Source organism: Streptomyces sp. NPDC007905 (genome assembly GCF_042959345.1).
In the GTDB taxonomy this organism is placed as follows: domain Bacteria; phylum Actinomycetota; class Actinomycetes; order Streptomycetales; family Streptomycetaceae; genus Streptomyces.
Map to the genome: position 1 here is coordinate 112,742 of NZ_JBIBKS010000013.1, position 21,879 is coordinate 134,620.

20 protein-coding genes are annotated in these 21,879 nt (G+C 71.2%); 15 read left to right on the top strand and 5 right to left on the bottom strand.

Annotation, left to right across the window (positions count from 1 at the left end; translation table 11 throughout):
* Window positions 1–17: 17 nt before the first annotated feature.
* From rsmI to ACFZDC_RS23525, 6 genes are all read left to right on the top strand, one after another.
* Window positions 18–869, top strand: a complete 852-nt coding sequence (gene rsmI / locus ACFZDC_RS23500; protein ID WP_391326717.1) for a 16S rRNA (cytidine(1402)-2'-O)-methyltransferase — start codon at window positions 18–20, stop codon at window positions 867–869.
* A gap of 270 nt (window positions 870–1,139) precedes the next feature.
* Window positions 1,140–1,541, top strand: a complete 402-nt coding sequence (locus tag ACFZDC_RS23505; RefSeq protein ID WP_391326719.1) for a hypothetical protein — start codon at window positions 1,140–1,142, stop codon at window positions 1,539–1,541.
* Window positions 1,542–1,588: 47 nt separating this feature from the next.
* Window positions 1,589–2,488 (top strand): TatD family hydrolase, encoded by a 900-nt coding sequence (locus tag ACFZDC_RS23510; protein ID WP_391326721.1) that lies wholly within the window; start codon window positions 1,589–1,591, stop codon window positions 2,486–2,488.
* Window positions 2,489–2,603: 115 nt separating this feature from the next.
* Entirely contained in the window at window positions 2,604–3,977 is a 1,374-nt protein-coding gene (locus tag ACFZDC_RS23515) for a ubiquitin-like domain-containing protein (RefSeq protein ID WP_391326722.1), read from the top strand.
* Between the two features lie 49 nt (window positions 3,978–4,026).
* Window positions 4,027–4,896 carry a 16S rRNA (adenine(1518)-N(6)/adenine(1519)-N(6))-dimethyltransferase RsmA gene (rsmA, locus tag ACFZDC_RS23520; RefSeq protein ID WP_391326724.1) on the top strand — a complete coding sequence of 290 codons (870 nt, stop codon included), beginning with the start codon at window positions 4,027–4,029 and terminating at the stop codon, window positions 4,894–4,896.
* Window positions 4,893–5,786: a 4-(cytidine 5'-diphospho)-2-C-methyl-D-erythritol kinase gene (locus tag ACFZDC_RS23525; protein ID WP_391326726.1), complete on the top strand. Its 894-nt coding sequence runs from the start codon at window positions 4,893–4,895 to the stop codon at window positions 5,784–5,786. The genes rsmA and ACFZDC_RS23525 overlap by 4 nt, the downstream gene beginning before the upstream one ends.
* Window positions 5,787–5,792: 6 nt before the next feature.
* Here ACFZDC_RS23525 and ACFZDC_RS23530 read toward each other — a convergent pair whose 3' ends face one another.
* The gene (locus ACFZDC_RS23530) at window positions 5,793–6,401 is read right to left on the bottom strand and encodes a Uma2 family endonuclease (RefSeq protein ID WP_391326728.1); all 609 of its coding nucleotides are present in this window, start codon (window positions 6,399–6,401) and stop codon (window positions 5,793–5,795) included.
* A gap of 143 nt (window positions 6,402–6,544) precedes the next feature.
* Between ACFZDC_RS23530 and ACFZDC_RS23535 the strand changes: the two genes are divergently transcribed.
* The 4 genes from ACFZDC_RS23535 to ACFZDC_RS23550 all read left to right on the top strand — a co-directional run bounded on the left by ACFZDC_RS23535 (window position 6,545) and on the right by ACFZDC_RS23550 (window position 13,206).
* Window positions 6,545–8,350 (top strand): ATP-binding cassette domain-containing protein, encoded by a 1,806-nt coding sequence (locus ACFZDC_RS23535; protein ID WP_391326729.1) that lies wholly within the window; start codon window positions 6,545–6,547, stop codon window positions 8,348–8,350.
* Window positions 8,351–8,585: 235 nt separating this feature from the next.
* Window positions 8,586–10,445: a PQQ-binding-like beta-propeller repeat protein gene (locus ACFZDC_RS23540; RefSeq protein ID WP_391326731.1), complete on the top strand. Its 1,860-nt coding sequence runs from the start codon at window positions 8,586–8,588 to the stop codon at window positions 10,443–10,445.
* Window positions 10,446–10,512: 67 nt separating this feature from the next.
* A complete protein-coding gene (locus ACFZDC_RS23545; protein WP_391326732.1) occupies window positions 10,513–12,288 on the top strand; it encodes a PQQ-binding-like beta-propeller repeat protein in 1,776 nt (591 codons plus the stop codon).
* A gap of 231 nt (window positions 12,289–12,519) precedes the next feature.
* Window positions 12,520–13,206 carry a LuxR C-terminal-related transcriptional regulator gene (locus tag ACFZDC_RS23550; protein ID WP_391326734.1) on the top strand — a complete coding sequence of 229 codons (687 nt, stop codon included), beginning with the start codon at window positions 12,520–12,522 and terminating at the stop codon, window positions 13,204–13,206.
* 34 nt (window positions 13,207–13,240) lie between these two features.
* On the opposite strand, the gene ACFZDC_RS23555 is transcribed toward ACFZDC_RS23550, so the two are convergent.
* Together ACFZDC_RS23555 and ACFZDC_RS23560 are read right to left on the bottom strand one after the other, a co-directional pair.
* Window positions 13,241–13,603 carry a hypothetical protein gene (locus tag ACFZDC_RS23555; protein ID WP_391326736.1) on the bottom strand — a complete coding sequence of 121 codons (363 nt, stop codon included), beginning with the start codon at window positions 13,601–13,603 and terminating at the stop codon, window positions 13,241–13,243.
* A 21-nt stretch (window positions 13,604–13,624) separates the two neighbouring features.
* Window positions 13,625–15,316 carry a sodium/solute symporter gene (locus tag ACFZDC_RS23560; RefSeq protein WP_391326738.1) on the bottom strand — a complete coding sequence of 564 codons (1,692 nt, stop codon included), beginning with the start codon at window positions 15,314–15,316 and terminating at the stop codon, window positions 13,625–13,627.
* A 180-nt stretch (window positions 15,317–15,496) separates the two neighbouring features.
* On the opposite strand from ACFZDC_RS23560, the gene galT reads away from it, so the two are divergent.
* From galT to ACFZDC_RS23580, 4 genes are all read left to right on the top strand, one after another.
* On the top strand, window positions 15,497–16,582 hold the full coding sequence (gene galT / locus ACFZDC_RS23565) for a galactose-1-phosphate uridylyltransferase (RefSeq protein WP_391326740.1): 1,086 nt from the start codon (window positions 15,497–15,499) through the stop codon (window positions 16,580–16,582).
* On the top strand, window positions 16,579–17,541 hold the full coding sequence (galE, locus tag ACFZDC_RS23570) for a UDP-glucose 4-epimerase GalE (protein WP_391326741.1): 963 nt from the start codon (window positions 16,579–16,581) through the stop codon (window positions 17,539–17,541). The genes galT and galE overlap by 4 nt, the downstream gene beginning before the upstream one ends.
* Complete coding sequence (gene galK, locus ACFZDC_RS23575; protein ID WP_391326743.1) at window positions 17,541–18,695, top strand: galactokinase; 1,155 nt, start codon at window positions 17,541–17,543, stop codon at window positions 18,693–18,695. Before galE ends, galK begins: the two co-directional genes overlap by 1 nt.
* Window positions 18,696–19,039: 344 nt before the next feature.
* Window positions 19,040–19,486: a hypothetical protein gene (locus tag ACFZDC_RS23580; RefSeq protein ID WP_391326745.1), complete on the top strand. Its 447-nt coding sequence runs from the start codon at window positions 19,040–19,042 to the stop codon at window positions 19,484–19,486.
* 7 nt (window positions 19,487–19,493) lie between these two features.
* On the opposite strand, the gene ACFZDC_RS23585 is transcribed toward ACFZDC_RS23580, so the two are convergent.
* On the bottom strand, window positions 19,494–19,949 hold the full coding sequence (locus ACFZDC_RS23585; protein WP_391326747.1) for a GNAT family N-acetyltransferase: 456 nt from the start codon (window positions 19,947–19,949) through the stop codon (window positions 19,494–19,496).
* Between the two features lie 263 nt (window positions 19,950–20,212).
* Here ACFZDC_RS23585 and ACFZDC_RS23590 point away from each other — a divergent pair, with 263 nt between their 5' ends.
* Window positions 20,213–20,986, top strand: a complete 774-nt coding sequence (locus ACFZDC_RS23590) for a LuxR C-terminal-related transcriptional regulator (RefSeq protein ID WP_391326749.1) — start codon at window positions 20,213–20,215, stop codon at window positions 20,984–20,986.
* 339 nt (window positions 20,987–21,325) lie between these two features.
* Here ACFZDC_RS23590 and tamR read toward each other — a convergent pair whose 3' ends face one another.
* On the bottom strand, window positions 21,326–21,823 hold the full coding sequence (tamR, locus tag ACFZDC_RS23595) for a MarR family transcriptional regulator TamR (protein ID WP_391326751.1): 498 nt from the start codon (window positions 21,821–21,823) through the stop codon (window positions 21,326–21,328).
* Window positions 21,824–21,879: the final 56 nt, after the last annotated feature.

A 21,879-nucleotide genomic window follows, 5' to 3' on the forward strand; every position in this document is an offset into this window, starting at 1 on the left:
CTGCGAGGATGGGGGGCGTGACTGGAACCCTTGTCCTGGCAGGTACCCCCATCGGCGACATCGCGGACGCGCCGCCCCGGCTGGCCGAGGAGCTGGCGGGCGCCGACGTCGTCGCAGCCGAGGACACGCGGCGGCTGCGCCGGCTCACCCAGGCGCTCGGCGTGTCCCCCAAGGGCCGTGTGCTGTCGTACTTCGAGGGCAACGAGGCCGCCCGCACGCCCGAGCTGGTCGAGGAGCTGCTCGGCGGCGCGCGCGTGCTGCTCGTGACGGACGCGGGCATGCCGTCGGTCTCCGACCCGGGGTACCGGCTGGTCGCGGCCGCCGTGGAGAAGGACATCCGGGTCACCGCCGTGCCCGGGCCGTCGGCCGTGCTCACCGCCCTCGCCTTGTCCGGGCTGCCTGTCGACCGGTTCTGCTTCGAGGGCTTCCTGCCGCGCAAGGCCGGGGAACGGCTGTCCCGGCTGCGGGAGGTCGCCGGTGAGCGACGGACGCTCGTCTACTTCGAGGCCCCGCACCGGCTCGACGACACCCTGGCCGCCATGGCCGAGGTCTTCGGCGCGGACCGGCGGGCCGCCGTCTGCCGCGAGCTGACCAAGACGTACGAGGAGGTGCGGCGGGGCCCGCTCGCGGAGCTGGCGCGGTGGGCCGCCGAGGGGGTGCGCGGGGAGATCACCGTCGTCGTGGAGGGTGCCCCCGAGCCCGGCCCCGAGGAGCTCGACGCCGGGGAGCTGGTGCGGCGGGTGCGCGTCCGGGAGGAGGCCGGCGAGCGGCGCAAGGAGGCGATCGCGGCGGTGGCGGCGGAGGCCGGGCTGCCGAAGCGGGTGGTGTTCGACGCGGTGGTGGCATCGAAGAAGGAGGGGGCGCTCTAGACGCGCACACGCCCTCTGAGCAGGCCTCTTCTCGACTGAGCGGGCGCCCCATGGGAGGGCAAAAGGCCGGCGTGCAAGGCAAAGCCCAGACCCCTCACCGGGGCCCCTTCGGCAAGGAACGTCCAAAACGCCTCCAACACTCGACAGGCCTGATGCATTCGCACTGGTGGAGGCGTCCACTGGCCGAAGGGACGCACCCGTCCCTCGCCCCAGGGGTTCCGGGGGGGAACCCGCGCCGGGGCGCTTGTCCAGCGGACAAGAGGAGCTGGCATGAGTGAGATTGCAGGGCAGACCGGCCTCCGCGGCACGGCCACAGCCGTCGTTCACGAGTCCTATGCGTTCGCCTGCATGCGTTGCGGGCACGGCTGGGAGCAGTCGTACGCGATAGAGCACCACACGGACGCCGACGGCCAGGAGTTCGTGATGTACGTGGCCGACGGCCGGGTCGTGCCGTCGCCGCTGAGCCGGCCCACGTGCCACAACTGCGACGGACACGTCGTCAGGATCATGCGCGCGGGCCAGGTCTCCTCGGTGCGGAGCGCGGCCGAGCGGCAGCACCGCGTGGCGCAGGCGGGCCCGGTCGAGGCTCCGCAGGTGCCGGGGCAGGCCAAGGAGCCGCACCACTGGCATCTGTCCGATCTCCTGCACCCGTTCCACCGCAGGGCGAGCTGAGCGGATCACCGGCGTTCGAAGGCGTGCCCCTTTCGTAGGATCGGAGCATGCCTTCGAACGCCGGCCGCGCCGCACACAAGGACGACAAGAACACGGCTCCGCCGCTCCCGGCACCCCTGCGGGTGCCCGTCGCCGACTCCCACACCCACCTCGACATGCAGTCCGGCACCGTCGAGGAAGCCCTCGCCAGGGCCGCGTCCGTGGGCGTGACGACGGTGGTCCAGGTCGGCTGCGACATCAAGGGCTCGCAGTGGGCCGCCGAGACCGCGGCGGCGTACGAGAACGTCCACGCGACGGTCGCCCTGCACCCCAACGAGGCACCGCGCATCGTCCACGGCGACCCCGACGGCTGGTCGAGGCAGGGCGCCCGCGAGCCGGGCGGCGACCGAGCGCTGGACGAGGCCCTCGCCGAGATCGACCGGCTCGCCGGCCTGCCCCAGGTGAAGGGCGTCGGCGAGACCGGGCTGGACCACTTCCGCACCGGCCCCGGGGGCAAGGCCGCGCAGGAGCGGTCCTTCCGCGCCCACATCGAGATCGCCAAGCGGCACGGCAAGGCCCTCGTCATCCACGACCGCGACGCCCACGCCGACGTCCTGCGCGTCCTGAAGGAGGAGGGCGCCCCCGAGCGCACCGTCTTCCACTGCTACTCCGGCGACGCCGAGATGGCCGGGATCTGCGCCCGCGAGGGCTACTACATGTCCTTCGCCGGCAACGTCACCTTCAAGAACGCCCAGAACCTCCGGGACGCCCTCGCCGTCGCCCCACTGGAACTGGTCCTCGTGGAGACCGACGCGCCCTTCCTGACCCCGGCGCCCTACCGCGGACGGCCCAACGCCCCCTACCTGATCCCGGTCACGGTGCGCGCGATGGCCGCCGTACGCGGCATCGACGAGGACGCGCTCGCGACGGCCCTCGGCGAGAACACCGCCCGAGCCTTCGGGTACTGAGCACACGTTCGGTGGGCAACAGTACGTAATCGAACCACTTTGGAGAGTGACCACCGCTCCGCTAGGTTCTGGGGGCCCCATCCGGACCCCTCTGGCCCATCTGGAGCGTGTCGGCGTGAGCAAGTCGCAGTTCGAGACGTACGGCCCCTACGGCCCTGCCTCCGTGCACACCGCGGAGACGCTGCCGTACGGGATGTACGAGGACACCTACCGGCCCGCTTACGAGGCCGAGGCCTACTTCGTCACCGAGCCGGTGCTGCCGCTGCCGCGGCAGGTGACGAGCGCGCCCGGGACGGCGGTTCAGGTCCCCGAAGCGGTCATGTCCCAGCCCGGGGCGCCCGCAGCGGCGGGCGGCCGTGCCGCGCGCCGGCGCAGGGCGCGCTCCATCGAGCGCCCGGAGTCCGCCCTGCGCCGCCTGCTGCCCCAGGCCCTGGTGGTGGCGTTCCTGGCCGGCGGCACCACCGCCTTCGTCGCCAAGGACAAGGCGATCGAGCTGAGCGTCGACGGCAGGCCGCGCACCCTGCACACCTTCGCCGACGACGTGTCGGAACTGCTCGCCGAGGAGGGCGTGCGCGTGGGGGAGCACGACATGGTCGCTCCCGCCACCGGCACGGCGCTCGCCAGCGGCGACGAGGTCGCGGTGCGCTACGGGCGCCCGGTGCGGCTCACGCTGGACGGCGAGCCGCGCGAGGTGTGGACGACGGCGCGCACGGTGGACGGGGCGCTGCGGGAAATCGGCGTGCGTTCGCAGGGCGCGTATCTGTCGACCTCACGCTCCCAGGGCATCGGACGTGCCGGGCTCGCGCTCGACGTGCGTACCGAGCGCGCCGTCACGATCATGGCGGACGGCCGCACCCGCACCATCCGCACCAACGCGGCCACCGTCCGGGAGGCCGTCGAGGAGGCCGGCATCACCCTGCACGGCCAGGACACCACCTCGGTCCCGCCCTCCAGCTTCCCGCGCGACGGGCAGACGGTGACCGTGCTGCGCGTGAGGGGCGTCAGAGAGGTGCGCGAGGAGCTGATCCCCTTCGGCGAGGAGCGGACCGCGGACCCCTCCCTCTTCAAGGGCACCGAGGTCGTCGAACGCCCCGGGCGGCCCGGGTTGCGGCGGGTCACCTACTTCCTGCGCACCGTCAACGGCGTCCGGGACAAGCCGCGCCGGGAGAAGTCCGAGGTGGTGCGGGGGCCGCGCAAGCAGGTGGTGAAGGTGGGCACCAAGCCCCGGCCGTACTCCGTGCGCGGCGCCGACCACCTCGACTGGCACGGCCTCGCCGTCTGCGAGTCCGGCGGCCGCCCCGAGGCGGTGGACCCCTCGGGGACGTACGGCGGGCTCTACCAGTTCGACACGCGCACCTGGCACAGCCTCGGCGGCAGCGGACGCCCGCAGGACGCGTCGGCGCAGGAGCAGACGTTCCGCGCCAAGAAGCTGTACCTGCGCCGGGGCGCGACCCCCTGGCCGCACTGCGGGGCGCGGCTGCACGGGTGAGCGCCGGACGCCGGACGAAGGGCACCCGGCAGCCCCGTACCCTTGTCCCGTGAGCAGCCCCACCCCCGACGCCCTTCTCGGCCCCGCCGACGTCCGCGAGCTCGCGGCCGCGCTCGGTGTACGCCCCACCAAGCAGCGCGGCCAGAACTTCGTGATCGACGCCAACACGGTCCGCCGTATCGTCCGCACCGCCGGGGTCCGTCCCGACGACGTGGTCGTCGAGGTCGGCCCGGGGCTCGGCTCCCTCACGCTCGCGCTGCTGGAGGCCGCCGACCGGGTCACCGCCGTCGAGATCGACGACGTGCTGGCCGGCGCGCTGCCCGCGACCATCGCCGCCCGGACTCCGGAGCGCGCCGACCGGTTCGCTCTGGTCCACTCCGACGCGATGCACGTTGCCGAGCTGCCCGGTCCCGCACCGACGGCCCTGGTGGCGAACCTGCCCTACAACGTGGCCGTACCGGTGCTGCTGCACATGCTCGAGACCTTCCCGAGCATCGAGCGGACGCTCGTGATGGTGCAGTCCGAGGTCGCCGACCGGCTGGCCGCCGCACCCGGCTCCAAGGTGTACGGCGTCCCGTCCGTGAAGGCCAACTGGTACGCCGATGTGAAGCGGGCCGGGGCCATCGGGCGCAATGTCTTCTGGCCCGCGCCGAACGTCGACAGCGGGCTGGTCTCGCTCGTCCGGCGGACCGAGCCGATCAAGACGACGGCCTCCAGGAAGGAGGTCTTCGCGGTCGTCGACGCGGCGTTCGCGCAGCGCCGCAAGACCTTGCGGGCCGCACTGGCCGGCTGGGCCGGGTCCGCGGCGGCCGCCGAGGCCGCCCTGGTCGCGGCCGGGGTCTCGCCGCAGGCGCGCGGAGAGGCACTGACGGTGGAGGAGTTCGCTCGGATCGCCGAGCAGAGGGAGGCGGGCAAGTGAGCGTGACGGTGCGGGTGCCGGCGAAGGTCAACGTGCAGCTCGCGGTGGGCGCCGCCCGCCCCGACGGGTTCCACGACCTCGCCAACGTCTTCCTCGCGGTCGGTCTGTACGACGAGGTCACCGTCACCCCGGCGGACGAACTCCGCGTCACCTGCGAGGGACCGGACGCCGGCCAGGTCCCCCTGGACCGCACCAACCTCGCCGCGCGCGCGGCGATCGCGCTCGCCGGACGCCGGGGCATCGAGCCTGCCGTGCACCTGCACATCGCCAAGGACATCCCGGTCGCCGGCGGCATGGCGGGCGGCAGCGCGGACGGCGCGGGTGCGCTCCTCGCCTGCAACACGCTGTGGGGTGCGGGTGCTTCACGGGCCGAGCTCCTCGCCATCTGCGCCGAGCTCGGCAGTGACGTGCCCTTCAGCCTGGTCGGCGGTGCGGCCCTCGGCATCGGGCGCGGCGAGCGGCTGACCGCCCTGGAGGTCGGCGGCACGTTCCACTGGGTGTTCGCGATGGCCGAGCGCGGGCTGTCCACCCCGGCGGTCTTCCGTGAGTTCGACCGGCTGGCCGAGGGGCGCGAGATTCCGGAACCGGTGGCCTCGCCGGGCCTGCTGGGGGCGCTGGCGAAGGGCGACCCGGAGGCGCTGGCGGCGGCCGTCTCCAACGATCTTCAGCCTGCTGCCCTGTCCCTCTTCCCGGAGCTGGCCGACACGCTGGAGGCAGGGCGCGGGGCCGGTGCGCTCGCCACGCTGGTCTCCGGGTCGGGGCCGACGACGGCGTTCCTCACGCGTGACGCCGAGTCTGCGGAGAAGGTGGCCCAGGCGCTGCGCGGGTCGGGAACGTGCAGGTCCGTGCGGACGGCTGAGGGGCCGGTGGCGGGGGCGACGGTGGTCTGAGGGCGATCAGAGGGCGTCGATGGCGGTCAGGTCGATGTCGATGTCGTAAGGAACGCTGACCTTGACGTGCTCGTGGTAAGTGCCGGTCAGTGCATAAGTGCCGGTGGCCTCGCCGCGTTCGTAGACCTGGACCACCGGGTGGTGGTCCTGGCCCGCCATGTCGACCAGCCAGTAATGGGGGATGCCTGCCGCGGCGTATTTGTGCGGCTTGTAGTCGCGGTCGCGAGCCTCGGAGTCCGGTGACACCACTTCGACGGCGAGCAGGACATCAGCGACCTGGTAGTACGTCTGTTCCGGGCCCTTGACGGCCTCCGCACGGACGATCGAGACATCAGGCTCCGGGCCGTTGCGACGGTCGATGACGACGGTCATCTCACGGCGGACTCTCAGTTCCCGTGGCGCCGTGCGTCGCAACTCGCTCACCAGCAGGTCGATGACAACGCTGTGGAAGTCCCGCTGGGCACTCACGAAAACCAGGCTTCCGTCGATCAGCTCGGTGTGCGGCGGGAGATCCGGCAGCGTGAACAGGTCGTCCACGGTGTAGCCGTCCGGGGGCGGCACCGGCCAGGAACGGCGGTGCTCTACGGACTCGGCGGCGGTCATGGTTCCTCCCATGGGCGGGATCCTGCTGCCTGCCCTCCACGGTAGCGGCCGTGTCCCGATCACGTCATCACAAAGAGTGACAACCCCCTCGCGCCCTGCTCTCACGCCGCGAGGCCCTACGCTAGAAGGCTGAGATCCCCGCGCACAGGAGTGAAATGGCCGTCAACCTGGTCAATGTCGAGAACGTCAGCAAGGTGTACGGCACCCGTGCCCTGCTGGACGGCGTCTCGCTCGGTGTGCAGGAAGGGGACCGGATCGGGGTCGTCGGGCGCAACGGCGACGGCAAGACCACCCTCATCCGGATGCTCGCCAAGCTGGAGGAGGCGGACACCGGACGCGTCACCCACTCCGGTGGGCTGCGCATCGGCGTGCTCACCCAGCACGACTCGCTCGACCCCGCCGCCACCGTCCGCCACGAAGTCATCGGCGACATGGCCGACCACGAGTGGGCGGGCAACGCCAAGGTCAGGGACGTGCTGACCGGGCTGTTCGGAGGGCTCGACCTGGCCGGTTTCCCGAAGGGACTCGACACCGTCATCGGGCCGCTGTCCGGTGGAGAGCGGCGCCGCATCGCACTCGCCAAGCTGCTCATCGAGGACCAGGACCTGCTCGTCCTGGACGAGCCCACCAACCACCTCGACGTGGAGGGCATCGCCTGGCTCGCGCAGCACCTGCAGAACCGGCGCTCGGCGCTGGTGTGCGTGACGCACGACCGGTGGTTCCTCGACCAGGTCTGCACCCGCATGTGGGACGTGCAGCGCGGCGACGTGTACGAGTACGAGGGCGGCTACTCCGACTACGTCTTCGCGCGTGCGGAGCGTGAGCGGATCGCCGCCACCGAGGAGGTCAAGCGGCAGAACCTCGTCCGCAAGGAGCTGGCCTGGCTGCGCCGAGGCGCGCCCGCGCGTACCTCCAAGCCGCGCTTCCGGGTCGAGGCCGCCAACGAGCTGATCGCGGACGTCCCGCCGCCCCGGGACAGCAGTGAGCTGATGAAGTTCGCCTCCTCGCGGCTCGGCAAGACGGTCTTCGACCTCGAGGACGTCACCGTGCAGGCCGGGCCCAAGGTGCTGCTCAAGCACGTGACCTGGCAGCTGGGCCCCGGCGACCGGATCGGGCTCGTCGGCGTCAACGGCGCCGGCAAGACCTCCCTGCTGCGTGCCATGGCGGCGGCGGCCCGCACCGAGGGCGAGGAGCAGCCGGCCGGTGGCCGTGTCGCCGTCGGGAAGACCGTCAAGCTCGCCTACCTCTCCCAGGAGGTCGCCGAGCTGAACCCGAACACGCGGGTCCTGGAAGCCGTCCAGCAGGTCCGTGAGCGCGTCGACCTCGGCAAGGGGCGCGAGATGACCGCAGGACAGCTGTGCGAGACGTTCGGCTTCAGCAAGGAGAAGCAGTGGACGCCGGTCGGGGACCTGTCGGGTGGTGAGCGACGGCGCCTGCAGCTCCTGCGTCTGCTCATGGACGAGCCCAACGTCCTCTTCCTCGACGAGCCCACCAACGACCTCGACATCGAGACCCTCACCCAGCTGGAGGACGTCCTCGACGGCTGGCCCGGCTCGATGATCGTCATCTCCCACGACCGGTTCTTCGTGGAGCGCACCACGGACCGGGTGTTCGCCCTCCTCGGCGACGGCACCCTGCGGATGCTGCCGCGCGGCATCGACGAGTACCTGGAGCGGCGACAGCGGATGGAGGAGGCGGTCGCCGCGCAGGCCGCCTCGGTGCCCAAGCCGGCCACCACGGAGAAGAGCGCCGCCGACCAGCGCGCCGCCAAGAAGGAACTCCAGAAGATCGAGCGCCAGTTGGACAGGATCTCCGAGAAGGAGTCCAAGCTGCACGCCCAGATCGCCGAGAACGCCACCGACTTCGCCAAGGTCGCCGAACTGGACGCCCAGTTGCGGGAGTTGACCGGTGAGCGGGAGGAGCTGGAGCTCCGGTGGCTGGAACTGGCAGAGGACGCCTGACATTTCTCGCATCTCACGCCGGGGGCGCACGCGCCGTGTGAAGGGGGCGTGAAGGCGCATAACAGCGGTGTCACGGGCCGGTCCTCCCTTGGGAACAGGGGAGGGCACGGCCCCGTCCGCTGTCTGCCCCCAGTGATAGAAAGAGCCGTCTGAGAACTGTCTGAGTACGACCTTGGGTCCGTGAACGAACCTCAGGGCGTGGCTAAAAATCAGTGAACGAGGGGGAAGAGCGCTGATGACGCAGCCGCCCGACCAGCCGCCGCAGGGTGGCTTCGGAGCACCGCAGGACCAGCCGTCGCACGGTGGCGGATTCGGAGCCCCGCAGACGCCGCCCTTTCCGCCGGCCCAACCACCCCAGGCACCGGCTCAGCCCCCGCAACCGCCGCAGCAGCCCCAGCCCGGTTACGGCTATCCCCAGCAGCCCGGCCCCTACGCCCAGCCGGGCCCCTACGGAGCCCCCGGCGCACCCGCAGCCGGAGCGCAGGGCCCCTACGCCCAGCCCCAGCAGCCCGGCCCGTACGGCCCGCAGCCCGGCTCGTACGGCCCGCAGCCCGGCCCGTACGACCCGCAGCCCGGCTCGTACGGCCCGCAGCCCGGTTACGGCCACCCCCAGCAGCCGCCCCAGTACCCGGGCGTGCCCGGCGGCGCCCCCCTCGGCGGGAAGCCGGCGTCCAAGGGCCGTACCGCGCTGATCATCGGTGCCGCGGCGGCCGCGCTGCTTGTCATCGGCGGCACCGTCTACGCGGTCACCAGCGGCGGTGACGACGGCGGCAAGAAGAAGCCGGTGGCCCACAGGAGCGACGACGGCAAGCAGTCCTCCGGCGCGCCGGTCGACCCCGGTGACGGCAGCGGCAACGGCGGCGCGGACCCGGACAACCTCAACGACGGCCGCAAGCCCGGCGAGGCGAAGGTGCTCTGGTACAAGAGCGCACCCGACGCCCCCGGTTCGGGCGCCGACGCGCCCGGCATGTGGTTCACCGGCAGGACGGCGGTGAAAGCGGCGTACAAGCAGGTCTTCGCCTACGACCCGGGCAACGGCAACCCGGCCTGGGACCCGATCACCTTCCCGCAGAAGATCTGCGCGGTCACCCCGCGGAAGTCGGCCGACGACAAGATCGTCGTGGCGTACATGAGCGGCGTCAGCGACCGCGCCAAGTGCAACCAGCTCCAGCAGATCGACCTGGACACCGGCAAGAAGGGCTGGAGCGCCGAGGTCGCCGACGGCGAGCTGTTCGACAGCGCGATCAGCGTGGAGCTGAGCGTCAGTGACAAGACGCTGATGGTGGGCCGTTCACAGTCGGGCACGGCCTACGACATCGACAGCGGCCACAAGCTGTACGACAAGAAGAAGTACGGTGCGGCCTGCTTCCCGAGCGCGTTCGCGGGCGGCGCGGGCCGGCTGGTCCAGGTGGCCTCCTGCGGCGCCGGCGGCAGCAACGAACACGACGAGATCCAGGAACTGGACCCGGCCACCGGCAAGGTCAAGTGGACGCAGCCGGTCAAGAAGGGCTGGAAGGTCGCGCGCACGTACTCCCTCGACCCGCTCGTGGTCTACCTGACCAACGAGGACAAGAAGGCCTGGAACATCTCCACCTTCACCCAGGACGGCAAGTTCCGCTCGGAGGTCAAGGTGAACGAGAAGTTCGCCCCGCGCTGCGGCTGGGCGATCCTGGAGCGCGATCTGCAGGGCTGCCAGGGCGTCGCCGTCGACGCCGACACGCTCTACCTGCCCACCGACACCACCACCGGCGCCAACGAGATCGTCGCCATCAGCCTCGCCACCGGCAAGGAGAAGTGGCGCGTCAAGTCGCCGGCGCAGGAGCCGATGTCCCCGCTGAAGACCGAGGGCGGCAAGCTCATCGCATATGTGCGGCCGTCGTACGACGCCGGCGGCCAGGTCGTGTCGATCCCGACCGGCGGCGGCTCGCACACGACGACCAAGCTGCTGCAGAACCCCTCGGGCACCGCGGAGATCGAGAGCAGCTACTTCGACGGTGCGGTCGACTGGGTCGGCGGGCGCTTCTTCATCTCCTCCACCCGGCTGACCGGCAACGACGACTCGAAGGAGAAGCTGATGATGGCTTTCGGCAAGTGAGCCCCGGCCCGTCTTCCGTCCTCCTTCCGCCGCCCGGCCCCGAGAGCGTCACCGAGGTACCTCCGTCATGACCCAGCCGCCCCCTCCGCCACCGAACCAGCCGCCGCAGCAGGGCGGTTTCGGCCCGCCCCAGGACCAGCCGCCGGCGGGACCCCAGCCGCCCCAGCCCCCACCCGGCTACGGCTACCCGCAGCAACCGCCGGCACCTCAGCCGCCCCAGCCCCCGCCCGGCTACGGCTACCCCCAGGCCCCCCCGCCGGCGCAGCCGCCCCAGCCCGGCTACGGCTACCCGGGCGCGCAGCAGAACCCGTACGCCCAGCCGACCCCGGGCCCCTACCCCCAGCAGCAGGGTTACGGCTACCCGGGCGGCCCTATAGCGCCGCTGCCGCCGCAGCCCGCGCGGCCCGGCGGCGGGCAGAACAACACCGCCCTCGTCATCGTCGTCGCGGCGCTCGTCGTGATCGCCCTGATCGTCGGCGGCGGTGTCTGGTACGCCAAGTCCTCCGGTGACGGAGGCAAGAAGCACGACACCGCCGGCTCCAGCGGGGGCACGGGCGGCAAGAACGGATCCGGGGGAACGTCCACCGGCGGCAAGGAGAAGGTGCCGTCGAACCCCGCCGCCAAGGTTCTCTTCCAGGTCCCGCTGCCCAAGACCGACGACACCGTCGTCACCGCGGGCTCCTGGCTGACCGACAAGGTGTACGCCAAGAGCGGGATCGCGGAGATCGTCGGCTACGACCCCGCCAAGGGCACCAAGCTGTGGACGCTCAAGCTGCCCGGCCCGGTGTGCACGGCCGCCAGGCACGTGACGGCGGACGACCGGACGGCGATCGTCTTCCAGCCGAAGATGCCCGCCAAGAACTCCACCGCGGGATGCAGCCAGGTCGCCGCCGTCGACCTCGACACGGGCACCCGGCTGTGGACGAAGACGGTCAAGGCCGGTGACACCGCGATCAACCTCGACAACGTCACGGTCTCTCAGCACACCGTCGCGGTCGGCAGCACCAACGGCGGTGCCGCGTTCGACATCGACACCGCCAAGGCGCTGTGGCAGCCGAAGCCGGGGGACTCCTGCTACGACGCCGGGTACGGCGGCGGCGCCAAGCTGGTCGCGGTGCGCAAGTGCGGCAGCTACGACAACCGCCAACTGCACATCCAGACCATCGACCCGACCTCCGGGAAGGTGATCTCCGACTACAGGATGGCGGCGGGCGTCGAGTACGCCAGTGTCGTCTCGACCGACCCGCTGGTGGTGGCCGCCGACGTCGGTGACAGCGCCGGAGACGGCAGCGGCATCTCGGACTACTTCTCCATCGACAACAAGACCGGCAGGCTGCTCAGCCGCATCTCCGCGCCCGGCGACACCTACGCCGGCCGCTGCGACGGCATCACGCGCATCGAGGACTGCAAGGAGGTCGTCGCCGGAGGCGGCAAGCTGTACGTGCCGACCGAGGATCACGACGGCAGCGGCAAGTACAGCAAGACCAACGAGATCATCGCCTTCGACCTCGCCACCGGCAAGGAGACCGGCCAGCGCGCCGAGGCCGGCGACGGCTACCTGCTCTCGCCGCTGCGCATGGACGGCGGCAACCTGCTCGCCTACAAGCGGCCGCCGTACGACAAGGGCGGCCAGGTCGTCAGCATCGACGGCGGCTCCTTCAAGACGAACGAGCTGCTGGAGAACCCGGCCACCCAGGACGTGCGGCAGGCGGAGACCACGATGCTCCCCGACTACGCGGAGATCCTGTACGGGCAGGGCCGGCTGTACATGTCGGCCGTGTACGCGCACAAGGTCTCCTACGGCAAGGAGTATCTGCTGCTCGCGTTCGGCGCGGGCGGCTGATCGTACGCCCCGGGGCGCTTCCGAGCGCCCGGGGGTGAATGCGAGGGATTACCAGGGAGTGCCCCGGATTTCATCGATCCGGGGCACTTCTCCTTCATAGGGGCAGCGCGACGTCGAACAAGCGTGTAGCTTCCGGGGGCATGAAGGGCGGGGTGCCGGGGGGCCTCTGTCGTGGTGGGCCGGTGGGCGTCCATAGTGGGGCATCCATGGGGGGGACTGGGGGGTTGCTCTATGGGAGTGCGGCTCATGGTCGTCGACGACCATCGCCTGCTCGCGGAGGCACTGGCGTCGGCGTTGAAGCTGCGCGGGCACCGGGTGCTCGCGGCGGCGGCGCCGGCCGTGGGCGCGGCCGATCTGGTGATCGCGCGGGCGCCGGAGGTGTGCCTGCTGGGCACGGCGGCGCCGGCCGAGCCGGGGGCGTTCGACCCGGTGGTGAAGATCAAGCGGGAGCGGCCGCAGGTGGCGGTGCTGGTGCTGGGTCCGGTGCCGTCACCGAGGGGTATCGCGGCGGCCTTCGCGGCCGGTGCGTCGGGGTACGTACGGCACGACGAGCGGATCGAGGGGGTCGAGCGGGCCATCATGAAGGCCCGGGCCGGTGAGGCGGCGGTGGCTCCTCAGCTGTTGCAGGGAGCCTTCGGCGAGCTGCTCAATCCGGCGGCGCAGCCCGATGACGAGGGGCAGCGGCTGCTGCAGATGCTCACGCCGCGCGAGGTGGAGGTGCTGGTCAGGGTCGCCGAAGGGGAGGACACCCGGCTGATCGCCGCCGGGATGGGGATCGCTCCGAGCACGGCGCGTACGCATGTGCAGCGGGTCCTGATGAAGCTGGGGGTCGGCTCCCGCCTGGAGGCTGCGGCACTGGCGGCGCGGACGGGGCTGCTGGACCGTGCGGGGCCGCTGACGGCGGGGCCGGAGTCGTAGCGGACCCCCGCCCCGCGGGCGACGGGGCTGCGCCCTACTCGTTCTTCCCCGGCTCCACCGGCTCCTCCGGCAGGCCTTCCGGAGGCAACGGCGGCGGGGTCGGCCGCAGTTTCAGCCATGCCAGGAAGAAGACGCCGAGGAGCAGCATGCCGATGCCGGTCCACAGGTTGATGTTGACGCCCTGGGCCTTGGCGATGGCGGCCTGGGAGTCGGTGATGCCGACGATCGTGACGATGACGCCGTAGAGCACGAACAGGCCGCCGATGATGCGGCGCAGGTCGAAGATGCGGGCCGCGGTCGCGGACTTGCCCTCCAGCTCGGTGACTTCCCGCTGGACGTCGTCCTCGGAGTAGTGGAAGGGCTCGTGGTGCTCGTGACGGCGCGAGTGCTCGGTCATGGTTTCCTCATCCTCCCGCGGTCAGAACGAGAACGGGATGTAGCAGACGGCGGCCAGGATGATCGCTCCCCAGCCCAGCAGGGCGGGCCTGCGGTACCAGGCGTCGTCGCCGGGGGCGGGCGGTTCGGCCATGCCGGGGGAGCGGGTGCCGTAGACCAGGCCCTGCAGCTCGTGCGCCGGCTTCGGCGTGGTGAACAGGGACACGGCGAACATCACGACCGCGCCGGCGACGAAGCCCGCGATGGCGGAGACGAAGTTGGCGCCCTGGTCGGAGGGGATCGAGATGATGCCCTTCTTGTAGAACACGAAGTAGTTGACCATCGCGGTCACGGTGCCGGCGAGCAGCCCCCAGAAGCCGGACCTGGCCGAGGCGCGCTTCCAGAACATGCCGACGATGAAGACCACGAACATCGGCACGTTGAAGAAGGAGAACAGCGTCTGCAGGTAGGCCATGATGTTCGAGAACGAGGACGCCAGGAACGCGGTGCCGATGGAGGCGACGACGCCGATCGCGGTGATCAGGCGGCCGAAGCGCACGTAGTACCCGTCCTCGCGGCCCCGCACGACGTAGCGGCCCCAGATGTCGTTGGTGAACACCGTGTTGAACGACGACACGTTGGCGGCCATGCCGGCCATGAACGCGGCGAGCAGACCGGTGACCGCGATGCCCAGCACGCCGTTGGGGAGCAGCTCCTGCATCAGGTAGGGGATGGCGTCGTTGTACTGGTAGCCGGAGCCGGGAGTGCCGAAGTTCGGGATGAGCGCGGCGACGACCAGTCCGGGGATCATCACCAGGAAGACGAAGAAGACCTTCGGGTAGGCGGCGATCAGCGGGGTCCGCTGGGAGGCGGAGAGGTTCTTCGCGGACAGGGCGCGCTGCACCTCGGCGAAGTTGGTGGTCCAGTAGCCGAAGGAGAGGACGAAGCCGAGGCCGAGGACGATCGTCAGCCAGTTGGCACCGAGCGGGTTGCTGCTGCCGATGCCGGTGCCGCCCCAGGCGGTGGTGAAGTTGTGGCCGTGGGTGGCGGTGAGCTTGTCGGTCAGGCCGCCCCAGCCGCCGACCTTCTTCAGGCCGAGGACGGTGATCGGGATGAGGGCGGCCAGGATCACGAAGAACTGGAGCACCTCGTTGTAGATCGCGGAGGACAGGCCGCCCAGCGTGATGTACGCCAGCACGAAGGCGCCGGCGACCACGATGGCCACCCACTGCGGCCAGCCGAGCAGGGCCTCGACGACGATCGAGAGGGCGTAGAGGTTGACGCCGGCGATCAGGATGGCTGCGAAGGCGAACAGGATCGAACTGAGCAGGTGAGCGCCCCGGTCGAAGCGCAGCAGCAGGAACTCGGGGACCGAGCGGACCTTGCTGCCGTAGTAGAAGGGCATCATCACCAGGCCCAGGAACACCATGGCCGGGATGGCGCCGATCCAGTACCAGTGCACGGTGTAGGCGCCGTACTGGGCGCTGTTCGCGGCCATGCCCAGGATCTCGGTGGCGGCCAGGTTCGCGGAGATGAAGGCGAGGCCGGTGATCCAGGCGGGCAGCGAGCGTCCCGAGAGGAAGAAGTCGAGGCTGGTCTTCACCGAGCGGCGGGCCGCGAAGCCGATGCCGAGGACGACGACGAAGTAGATCGCCAGGATCGTGTAGTCCAGCCAGTTGGTGGGGAGCCGTAGCTGCGCCGCCAGATAGGTGGGGGCGTGTGTGGGGGTTTGCATGAGAACTCGCTTCGTTGCGCGAACTGATCCAGAGCGGAACCTACGCCTCCGCGTTCAGCAATTGAACACTTCTGTTGGGGTTCTTTGTTTGATCGTGATGGGCCGAGGTGTTGTCGGGTTGTGATCTGTTATGTTTGATTGTGTTGAGTGATTGGGTGCGGGACGTAGAGGAGTCCGGCGTTGAAGAAGACCTCGACACGGCTGGCCGACGGTCGTGAACTGATCTACTACGACCTTCGGGACGACAGCGTGCGGACCGCCGTCGACCGCCGTCCGCTGGACCGTACGGTCACCACGTCCGAGATCCGCCGCGATGTGCTGCTCGGCGACTCGGTGGCCATCGCCTCCCACCGTCAGGGCCGCACCTACCATCCACCGGCCGACGAGTGCCCGCTGTGCCCGACACGGGGCGAGCGCCTCAGCGAGATCCCGGACTCCTCGTACGACGTCGTCGTCTTCGAGAACCGCTTCCCCTCGCTGGCCGGCGACTCCGGCCGCTGCGAGGTCGTCTGCTTCACCTCCGACCACGACGCCTCCTTCGCCGACCTCACCGAGGAGCAGGCGCGCCTGGTGCTGGACGCGTGGACGGACCGGACGTCGGAGCTGTCGCATCTGCCCTCCGTCGAGCAGGTGTTCTGTTTCGAGAACCGCGGTGAAGAGATCGGTGTGACCCTGGGGCATCCGCACGGACAGATCTACGCCTACCCCTTCACCACGCCCCGCACCGCGCTGATGCTCCGCTCGCTCGCCGCCCACAAGGAGGCGACCGGCGGGGAGAACCTGTTCGACGCCGTCCTGGAGCGGGAACTCGCCGACGAGCGGGTCGTCCTTGAGGGTGAACACTGGGCGGCCTTCGTGCCCTACGCGGCGCACTGGCCGTACGAGGTCCACCTGTACCCGAAGCGCCGGGTGCCCGATCTGCTCGCGCTCGACGAGGCGGCACGCACAGAATTTCCCCAGATCTATCTGGAACTCTTGAGGCGCTTCGACCGGATCTTCGACGGCCGGGAGGGAGGGGAAGGCACCGTGGAGGAGCCTCCGACGCCGTACATCGCGGCCTGGCACCAGGCCCCCTTCGGCACGCTGGAGGAGTTCGACGGTGTCACGCGGGACGACTTCGCACTCCACCTCGAGCTTTTCACCATTCGCCGCACTTCCGGCAAGCTGAAGTTTCTCGCGGGTTCCGAGTCCGGCATGAGCGTGTTCATCAACGACGTGCCGCCGGAACGCGCGGCCGAGCGACTGCGAGAGGTAGCGAGTTCATGAAGTACCTGGTGACGGGTGGCGCGGGTTACGTCGGCAGTGTCGTGGCCCAGCACCTGCTGGAGGCCGGCCACGAGGTCACCGTCCTCGACAACCTCTCCACCGGCTTCCGCGAGGGCGTGCCCGCCGGGGCCGCGTTCGTCGAGGGCGACATCCGCGATGCCGCCAAGTGGCTCGACGCCTCCTACGACGGCGTGCTGCACTTCGCCGCCTCCTCGCAGGTCGGGGAGTCGGTGGCGAAGCCGGAGAAGTACTGGGACAACAACGTCGCCGGCAGCATGGCCCTGCTCGGCGCGATGCGCGAGGCGGGTGTCCGCAGGCTCGTCTTCTCCTCCACGGCGGCCACCTACGGCGAGCCCGAGCAGGTCCCGATCGCGGAGACCGCCCCGACCAGGCCGACCAGCCCCTACGGCGCCACCAAGCTCGCCGTCGACCACATGATCACCAGTGAGGCGAACGCCCACGGCCTGGCCGCGGTGTCCCTGCGCTACTTCAACGTGGCCGGTGCCTACGGCGCGTACGGCGAGCGCCACGACCCCGAGTCGCACCTGATCCCGCTGGTCCTCCAGGTCGCTCAGGGCCGCCGCGAGGCGATCTCCGTCTACGGTGACGACTACCCCACCCCGGACGGCACCTGCGTCCGCGACTACATCCACGTCGCCGACCTGGCCGAGGCCCACCTGCTGGCCCTGACGGCCGCGCAGCCGGGCGAGCACCTGGTCTGCAACCTCGGGAACGGCAGCGGCTTCTCCGTCCGCCAGGTCATCGACACCGTCCGCAAGGTCACCGGGCACCCGATCCCCGAGGTGGTGGCACCGCGCCGCGGCGGCGACCCGGCGGCCCTGGTCGCCTCGGCGGACACGGCCCGCGAGAAGCTGGGCTGGAACCCGTCCCGCGCGGACCTCGCGGGGATCGTCGCGGACGCGTGGGAGTTCGCGCAGAGCATCGCAAGGGAGCAGTAGTGGGGGCACAGCAGGTCCGGGAGCGCTTCGCCGAACTGTACGGAGCGGAGCCCGAGGGAGTGTGGGCGGCGCCGGGCCGGGTCAACCTGATCGGCGAGCACACCGACTACAACGACGGCTTCGTGATGCCCTTCGCGCTGCCGCACCAGGCGACGGCGGCGGTCTCCCGCCGCACCGACGGCGTCCTGCGCCTGCACTCGGCGGACGTCGAGGGCGGGGTCGTGGAGCTGTCGCCGGACGCACTCGCCCCGCGGAGCGACCAGGACTGGACGGCCTACCCGGCGGGCGTGGTCTGGGCCCTGCGCGGGGCCGGGCACCCGGTCACCGGCGCGGACGTCCACCTCGCCTCCACGGTCCCGACCGGCGCGGGCCTGTCCTCCTCGGCAGCTCTGGAGGTCGTGATCGCGCTCGCGCTCAACGACCTGTACGAGCTCGGCCTGCCGCGCTGGCAGCTGGCCCGCCTGTGCCAGCGTGCCGAGAACGTCTACGTCGGCGCGCCGACCGGGATCATGGACCAGACGGCGTCGGCCTGCTGCCAGGAGGGCCACGCCCTCTTCCTCGACACCCGCGACCTGTCCCAGCGGCAGATCCCCTTCGACCTGGCGGCCGAGGGGCTGCGCCTGCTGGTGGTCGACACGCAGGTCAAGCACGCCCACAGCGGTGGCGAGTATGGCAAGCGCCGGGCCGGCTGCGAGAAGGGCGCGGCCCTGCTCGGCGTCGACGCCCTGCGCGACATCCCCTACGCCGGACTCGACGCCGCCCTGGCCCGGCTCGGCGACGAGGAGGAGGTCGTCCGCCTGGTCCGGCACGTCGTCACCGAGGACCAGCGGGTCGAGCGGGTCGTGGAACTCCTCCGCTCCGGCGAGACCCGCGCGATCGGCCCGGTCCTCACCGAGGGCCACACCTCCCTCCGCGACGACTTCCGCATCTCCTGCCCCGAGCTGGACCTGGTCGTCGACACCGCCCTGGCGCACGGCGCCCTCGGCGCCCGGATGACCGGCGGCGGCTTCGGCGGCTCGGCGATCGTCCTGGCGGAGGCGACCGACGTGGACACCCTCACCAAGGCGGTCGAGGAGGCCTTCGCCGCGGCCGGCTTCATGACACCCCGCGTGTTCGAGGCGGTGCCGGCGGCGGGGGCGCGGCGGATGAACTGACGGCATCGACTCCCCCGGCCCTCACCGGGCCTCGTGCGCGATCCACGTGCACGGGGCCCGGTGCCGTCCTTCCCGGACCGTGGCACCGGCCGCCGAAGTACCAAGCTCAGACGGGGCACTTGGCACCGGCCGGTAATGCACATGGCCATTACCGCCCTGCGGCGGTACACCAGGAGACACGGGGGAGGCCACGCATGGCGTGGGAGGAGTGGGAGCAGCTGAAGGCTCAGGCGGCCGATCGGCATTCCACACGGATGCAGCTCACTGAGCACGCCTACAGGCCGGCCGGGTGCAAGGGTTCCCGCGACTTTCCCCAAGAGTTGCCCCCCCTACGAGGACGGCTGATGAAGGACGACGAGATCGTCGCGCATTTCGACGGCCGTGGCCGTGTCCACCTGCGGTTCGGCCGCGTCTGTGCCGAGAAGGCTCGCCGCATGGTGGAGATCGCCCACGCGCTCGGCTACCGGCCGCTTGCTGCGGGCGCTCTCCGTCGGGGTGACGTCCCACGTTTCCACGAACGCGACGACGACCCCCGGGCCCGCCGCCGGGCCGAGCGGACCGTCGAGCGGCTGCGGGCGGGCGGTCCCGTGCTGGTGGACGACGAGTCGGCGTTGCCCCCTCCGCCCCCGCCGGCCCCGGCCCCGCCGCTGATGCCCCGGCAGCCGACGCCCCGCCCCCGGCGGTCGTTGGAACCCCAGCCGACGCCACCGGTGGGGCCGCCCGGGCCCCGGGTTCCGCCCCGGCCGCCCCACCCGCCCCCGCCTCCGGCGCCTTTGTCCGCGGCGGAGTGAGCGTCCGTCAGGCCAGACACTTCGTCAGCGAGTACTCCGTGATGCCCGGTGGATAGTCGGGGATCACGCACACCACCTCGTAGCCCTGCTTCGTGTAGAACTCCGGGGCCTGGAAGTCCCACGTCTCCAGCCGGGCGGTCGTGCAGCCGCGGGCGGTGCGGGCGATGTGCTCGGCCTCGGCGAGGAGGCGCGTGCCGAGGCCCGCGCCGCGGTGGCGGGAGTCGACCCACAGGTAGGTGACGTGCAGCCAGGTCGTCCAGGTGTGGCCGACCAGACCGCCCGCCAGGTCGCCCGCCGCGTCCAGTGCCCACACGTGCAGCGGGACTTCGCGCTCGCCGGGCGTGCCGCGCAGGGCCGCGAGGACGGGGGATGCCGCCGTGTTGGTGTCCCTCAGCCGGGAGCGGAGCAGATCACGTCGGCCTTTGTCGACTTCCGCCTCAATACGAAACATGCGGCACACCATAAACGTGCCGGACGGCCAGTTCTGTAAATCGACTTCCGCTCCGTGCTCCCATCCGTACTCTGAGGAACAGCACCGGTGGGGGCCGGTGCCGATCAGGGGGCGAGACAGGCGGGTACGGCACCCGCGGTGGGGGTAGCAGTGTCCGCAACGGCGGCGGCCGTGCGGTCGGCGTTCCTTCCGCGGGTGTCGTGTCCGCGCGCCTCGTCGTTCAGCCGGACCTTGGGTATCCCCTGCTCCGCGCGGAGCCTGGGGAAGGGGGTTTCGTGGTTCGCATTCGAGTCCTGGTCGTCGACGACCACCGCATCTTCGCCGAGTCACTGGCCGCGGCGCTGGCCGCCGAGCCCGACGTCGACGTCTCCGCCGCGGGCAGCGGCCCGGCCGCGCTGCGCTGCCTGGAACGAGCGGCCGCCGAAGGCCGCCGCTACGACGTCCTGCTCGTCGACGCCGACCTGGGCGGCAACCTGCCCGGCGTCCGCCCGGCCGTGCCCGTCCAGGAGGGCAACGAGGAAGGCCTGGTGGACGGGATCTCGCTGGTCGTGGGCGTCCGCTCGGCACAGCCCGCGGTGCGGACCGTGGTCCTCGCCGAGAAGGACGATCCCCGGCGCGCGGCCCTCGCGCTGCAGGCCGGCGCCTCCGGGTGGGTCGCCAAGGACTGCTCCCTCTCCCGGCTGCTGTCGGTGATCCGGGGTGTGCTGCGCGACGAGACCCATCTGCCGCCCGCCCTGCTCACCGGCGTTCTCAAGGAGCTGACGGCCGCGCGCAAGCACCGCACCGAGAGCGAGCGGCTGGTGGAGTCGCTGACCCCGCGCGAGCGGGAGGTGCTGCGCTGCATGGTCGCGGGCCTGGGCCGCAAGGCCGTCGCCGAACGGCTGTTCCTCTCCCCGCACACCGTGCGCACCCACATGCAGAACGTCCTCGGCAAGCTGGGCGTCCATTCGACCCTGGCCGCCGTGGCGCTCGCCCGGCGGGCCGGCGTGGGACCGGTGGACCTGGGGCCTGCCGGGCGGATGGTGCCGGAGAAAACGAACAGCGCCTGATCAACGTGCGTCAGCGGGGTCTGGTGCGGATGCAAGGCGGAGGAGGGAGTCGACGCGGAGCGTCGGCGAGTGGCGACAGCGCGGCAGCTGTGCGTGCCAGACCCCCGCGTCTCCGGCAGGAGCCGCGCGGCAGGCCCCTAGCTGGTGCTGTGACCGGAAAGGTGTGCCGGAAAGCTCGCGGCGTCCGGTGCTGGGGGCACCTCCCACGCCGTTCACAGTGGGGGAGCCTCGCAAGGCGGAGCATCGCCTGCGTACTGGATGTACTCGGGTGATGCGACAACGCGGCGAGGTGCCGTGCCGGGCGTCGCGAGCCGGTGAATCTTTCCGGCCACAGCCCTTCTAGCCGGGGATGTTGTCGAACGGGGCGGTCAACTGGCGTAGAAGTGCCGCCAGTTCGGCGCGCTGGGCGCGGGACAGCTCGGCGAGGATCGCCCGCTCCTGGTCCAGCAGGCCCGCCAGCGCCTGGTCCGCGCGATCGCGGCCCGTGTCGGTCAGCCGGACCAGCACGCCCCGCCGGTCGCTCGGGTCGGGCAGCCGTTCCACCAGGCCCTTCTTCGCGAGCCGGTCGATCCGGTTGGTCATGGTGCCCGAGGTGACCAGGGTTTGGGTCAGCAGCTGTCCGGGGGAGAGCTGGTACGGCGTTCCCGCGCGCCTGAGTGCGGTCAGTACGTCGAACTCCCAGGGCTCCAGTTGGTGCTCGGCAAAGGCGAGCCGCCGTGCGCGGTCCAGGTGCCGGGCCAGTCTGCTGACCCGGCTGAGCACCTCGAGCGGCTCCACGTCGAGGTCCGGGCGCTCCCGGCGCCACGCTGCGACCAGCCGATCGACCTCGTCCTCCATGGAGATCAGTGTAGTGGTTGTGTCGACATGAAGTCTCTTGATCTCAAGTCTCTTGA